A 4,550-nucleotide genomic window follows, 5' to 3' on the forward strand; every position below is an offset into this window, starting at 1 on the left:
TCATTATGCGTGAAGGTGGCAAGAATGCCGGAAGCATATCAAAAAAGACATCTTTCGTACTGGCGGGAGAAAACATGGGCCCGGCAAAACTTGAAAAATGCAGGCAACTCGGCATTCCGCTGGTTTCCGAAGATGAATTCATTTCGATAATTGAATCCAAGTGACACGATAAACATATAAAACACCTATAAGCGATGCTCGTTTCACCCTCATTACTGGCAGCCGATTTCTCGAATCTCGGCAAAGACATAGAGATAATCAACAATTCCGAGGCAGACATGCTCCACCTCGATGTGATGGACGGTGTGTTTGTTCCCAACATTTCATTCGGTTTTCCGGTGATGGAGGCTGTGGCTGAAGTCTGCACAAAACCCCTTGATGTGCACCTGATGATTGTGGAGCCTGAGAAATGGATTTCTCAGGTGCGAGATCTGGGAGCCGACATAATGAACATTCATCAGGAAACTTGTACCCATCTCTACAGCACCGTATGCCATATCCGTGAGGCAGGGATGAAGGCAGGCGTTACATTGTGCCCCGCAACCCCGGTGTCGGTTCTGGAAGACATAATAACCGAACTCGACATGGTTTTGCTGATGTCGGTAGAACCGGGGTTCGGAGGCCAGAAATTCATACCCCACACTCTCGAAAAAGTCAGACGCCTCAGGGAACTAATTGATAAAACCGGCTCCAAGGCTCTTATAGAGATAGACGGAGGGGTAAACCAGAAAACCGGTAGCGAGCTTGCCCACGCAGGCGCGGATATTCTCGTGGCAGGCAGTTATGTGTTCAAGGCTCCGTCACCGGCTGAGGCAATCGCAACCCTAAAATCATACTGATCATTCCGGGATCCAAGGCGCATATGTCACTCCGGCACCACACCGTACTGATTGGGGAAAGGCTGCGATGCCTGACAACAGAACACTATAAGTATTATGCTCCCTAAAAACGGTATGAAGCCGATGAGCCACCACCAGCCGCTTCTTCCCGTATCATGCAGACGGCGGATCAGTACTCCGAGGTTTGGCAGTAAAAGCAATGCCCCTACAACATATGAGATAACCGGCAATCCTGAAGCCGAAGACTCATGGAGGCTTTGTATTCCGGATGGAATGCCGAATATGATCGCTACAACGAACGTGAAGACTATCCACCACCAGTATTCACTTCGCGAGGCACGTCCTTTGAAAGAACAATACTTTGAAAAACATGTCTTGACAGATTGAGAAAACGTCATAATTTTTGTCTTTTAAAAAATATTAATACTGTTTACTCTTATAACCGACTCGACCCGTTATTGTTCGCACCCGTGAATCAGATCATCGCCACTGCCGAATGATACTTGGCGATGTTGGAAGCCTTTTTCACCGCTTTCCAAGCCTTGCGCCCTATCTCCTCTTCGGCATACTCCCAGAACGGTTTGATTTTAGACAGAATCTGAGAATCACCGCAAAGCGTGGATTCATAATGGCAGAGCAATTCACGATGGAAGTGAAGCATCTTTTCCAGTCTCTCTTCACGGCTCCACTCCTTGCCCTCTTCAAACTCCGCGATCAGCGAAGGGCGGCCGAGCACCCCTCTCGCAGTCATCACTCCCGCGATTCCGGGGAAGCTCGTCTTTGCACGTTCAATGTCTTCCGGTGTCCTTATATCACCGTTGAAAACGACCGGATGTGGACATGCCTCAAGAAAATCGGTGAAACGGTCGAGATATAGGTCTCCGCCATACTGCTGCCGCGCAACACGCGGATGAAGTGTCACATGTTTCAACGGCATGCGGGCGATTGCCGGCATCACACCCCGCCATTCATCAGGATCGGAATAACCAAGACGCATCTTTAGAGAGAACTCAACATCGCCATGCTCCTTAAGCAAAGACGGAATCCTGAAATATTCCTCACGGTTGGCGATAAAGCCGGCTCCCCTGCCTTTTGCCGTCTGTAAAGGAAACGGGCAGCCGGTGTTAAGGTCAATCCTTTTTACACCTCTTTCCACGAGACCTTCGATCAACGGACGCAACTCTGCCATATCCCTGAATATCACCTGCGCAGCGACTTCATGGTTTCCATTAAGTTCCGAAGTATAATCCTTCAGGTCATGTTTGCGGAAATCACCTCTTTCCAGACGGATGAAAGGTGTGTAATAACTCTGGCAGCCACCATATATACTCTTATGGAAATGTCTCCACGCTGCATCCGTATGCCCCTGCACCGGCGCTACATCTATTATAAAATCACTCATAAACTATTTATTCGGAAGAAAAGCGAAAACCACTGCCGCCACAAGACAAAGATATGATGCGGCATGATTCCACTGGAATTTCTGACCTTGGAAACACAACATGGCTATGACTGTGAAAACAGTGAGTGTTATAACCTCCTGTATAATCTTAAGCTGAAAGAGTGTGAACGGTCCTCCATTATCCTTAAACCCCATTTTATTTGCAGGAATCATAAAACTATATTCAAGCAAAGCTATTCCCCATGAAAAAAGAATAACTGCAAACAATGGCCAGTTTTTGGAGATTCCGCTTACGCTCAGCTTCAGATGCCCATACCATGCGAAAGTCATGAACACATTCGAAACAACGAGTAGAAGAATAGTTATTATGGCTGTTTTCATTCTTATATGGAATTTAAGGACAAAATTACGCATTTTTTTGTAATTTTGCACTTTGAACCAAACAAAATATCCGGAGGTCCGAAGCTGATCCGGACAACTTCAATTTTAAGAGCATGAACATAAAGGAGATTGTAAAGGATATATTTTACGTCGGAGTCAACGACCGCGTAAAGCACCGTTTCGAGGCTCTGTGGCAATTGCCATACGGAGTGAGCTATAACTCATATATCGTGGCAGGAAACGAGAAACTCGCGCTCATTGACACGGTATGCATCGAGGAAGTGCGCCAATATTTCAACAACATAGATTCCATCGCCTCCGACCGCACGATAGACTATCTGGTGGTCAACCATATGGAGCCTGACCATTCGGCGTCCATACCGGAAATAGTCATGGCTTACCCCGACATCAGGATTGTGGGCAACTCAAAGACAATCGATATGATAAAGGGATTCTATCACATCGACGGTCCCGACCGTTATCTGGAAGTGAAAGACGGCGATTCCATTGACCTTGGCGGCAGGACACTCCGGTTCCACCTCACTCCGATGGTCCACTGGCCCGAAACGATGATGACATACGTCGAAGACGCCGGGGTTCTCTTCTCCGGAGACGCGTTCGGCACGTTCGGCGCGCTCAACGGAGCCGTTATAGACCGCGATATGGAAACAGATGTCCACATCTCCGAGATGTACCGCTATTATTCCTGCATCGTAGGCAAATACGGAAGATTCGTGGAGAAAGCCATCCAGAAGCTCGCCGCACTCCCGCTTTCATACATCTGCCCTACCCACGGTCCGGTATGGAATGAAAAAATTACAGAAGTCGTTGAACTTGTTGCCCGCCTCGCCGCTTATAAGAGTGAGCCCGGTGTTGTAATCGTATATGGATCGATGTATGGCAACACCGCCGAAGTCGCAGAGATGATTGCACGCGAGATCGCTGCTTTAGGCATAAAGCGCATTATAATGCACAATGCCTCGCATTCCGATATGAGCTGCATGATAACAGACGCGTTCCGCTACAGCACGCTCATCGTAGGATCCGCGACATACTCGATGCGTCTCTTCCCCGAAGTTGAGTCATTCATGAACGCAATGGAGACCCGCGAAATCAAAAACAAAGTATTCGCGACTTTCAGCAACTTCACATGGGCGGCAGGCGCAGTGACAGGAAAACTCAAGGAATACGCGGAGCGCATGAAACTGCCTGTGAGCGCATCCCTGCTTGTGAAGCAGTCGGCGGGAGCTTCAACACCCGTAGAAGTCAAGGAATTCGCTCTTCAGGTTGCTGAGGCGATGAAAGCAATGGAAGAAGCATAACGGCACGATATGGAGAACAAGGAACTTGAAATAGAATCACATCCGTGGCAACCGTTCATCCCGGACGGCGCGAAAGTACTGATAATGGGAACTTTCCCTCCGCAGGCAAAACGATGGAGCATGGATTTCTATTACCCCAACCGCACCAACGACTTCTGGAAGATATGCGGTCTCCTGTTCCTTGGCGACAAAGACGCGCTGCTCAGCGATGACCGCAAGACATACGACATAGACAAGATACACTCGCTGATGACCGAAAAACGCATCGCGCTCAACGACACAGTGCGCAAAGCCCGGAGACTGAAAGGAAACGCCAGCGACAAATTTCTGGAAGTCATAGAACCGGTTCCGCTGTTCAGATTGCTTTCTGAAATGCCCGGATGTCACGCCGTGGCGACCACCGGAGAAAAGGCGGCAGGCATCGTCGCCGCCCTGACCGGCACAGACATTCCCCGGATGGGAGAAATGACACTGGCTGCGGTTCCGCCGCCCGATGCATCAGAGTCACCCGGGCAACTCGAAATATGGCGTATGCCGTCAACCAGCCGAGCCTATCCGCTCGCCGTGGAACTCAAGGCGGAATATTACGCCACCCTCTTCCGCCGC

General features: G+C 49.2%; 7 protein-coding genes. 4 read left to right on the forward strand and 3 right to left on the reverse strand.

Going from position 1 to position 4,550, the window contains the following annotated elements; all coding sequences use genetic code 11:
* Together JX312_RS09530 and rpe are read left to right on the forward strand one after the other, a co-directional pair.
* Window positions 1–164: BRCT domain-containing protein (locus JX312_RS09530; RefSeq protein ID WP_204457833.1), on the forward strand; the 164-nt coding region annotated here is incomplete at its 5' end.
* 30 nt (window positions 165–194) lie between these two features.
* Window positions 195–839 (forward strand): ribulose-phosphate 3-epimerase, encoded by a 645-nt coding sequence (rpe, locus tag JX312_RS09535; protein ID WP_204457829.1) that lies wholly within the window; start codon window positions 195–197, stop codon window positions 837–839.
* A gap of 26 nt (window positions 840–865) precedes the next feature.
* On the opposite strand, the gene JX312_RS09540 is transcribed toward rpe, so the two are convergent.
* From JX312_RS09540 to JX312_RS09550, 3 genes are all read right to left on the reverse strand, one after another.
* Window positions 866–1,237 (reverse strand): DUF805 domain-containing protein, encoded by a 372-nt coding sequence (locus JX312_RS09540; RefSeq protein WP_123404109.1) that lies wholly within the window; start codon window positions 1,235–1,237, stop codon window positions 866–868.
* 77 nt (window positions 1,238–1,314) lie between these two features.
* Window positions 1,315–2,241 carry a tRNA-dihydrouridine synthase family protein gene (locus JX312_RS09545; protein WP_204457830.1) on the reverse strand — a complete coding sequence of 309 codons (927 nt, stop codon included), beginning with the start codon at window positions 2,239–2,241 and terminating at the stop codon, window positions 1,315–1,317.
* 3 nt (window positions 2,242–2,244) lie between these two features.
* Window positions 2,245–2,622: a DMT family protein gene (locus JX312_RS09550; protein WP_123404293.1), complete on the reverse strand. Its 378-nt coding sequence runs from the start codon at window positions 2,620–2,622 to the stop codon at window positions 2,245–2,247.
* A 113-nt stretch (window positions 2,623–2,735) separates the two neighbouring features.
* Between JX312_RS09550 and JX312_RS09555 the strand changes: the two genes are divergently transcribed.
* A complete protein-coding gene (locus JX312_RS09555) occupies window positions 2,736–3,944 on the forward strand; it encodes an FprA family A-type flavoprotein (RefSeq protein WP_204457831.1) in 1,209 nt (402 codons plus the stop codon).
* 9 nt (window positions 3,945–3,953) lie between these two features.
* A partial coding sequence (locus JX312_RS09560) for a hypothetical protein (protein ID WP_204457832.1) occupies window positions 3,954–4,550 on the forward strand: 597 nt, incomplete at its 3' end.

It is taken from the genome of Barnesiella sp. CU968, assembly GCF_905219685.1.
Classification (GTDB): domain Bacteria; phylum Bacteroidota; class Bacteroidia; order Bacteroidales; family Muribaculaceae; genus Lepagella; species Lepagella muris_A.

Excerpts from the sequence above, each read along its gene's own strand:
- rpe (WP_204457829.1), top strand. The coding sequence starts at position 195 with ATGCTCGTTTCACCCTCATTACTGGCAGCCGATTTCTCGAATCTCGGC.
- JX312_RS09540 (WP_123404109.1), bottom strand. The coding sequence starts at position 1,237 with ATGACGTTTTCTCAATCTGTCAAGACATGTTTTTCAAAGTATTGTTCT.
- JX312_RS09545 (WP_204457830.1), bottom strand. The coding sequence starts at position 2,241 with ATGAGTGATTTTATAATAGATGTAGCGCCGGTGCAGGGGCATACGGAT.
- JX312_RS09550 (WP_123404293.1), bottom strand. The coding sequence starts at position 2,622 with ATGAAAACAGCCATAATAACTATTCTTCTACTCGTTGTTTCGAATGTG.
- JX312_RS09555 (WP_204457831.1), top strand. The coding sequence starts at position 2,736 with ATGAACATAAAGGAGATTGTAAAGGATATATTTTACGTCGGAGTCAAC.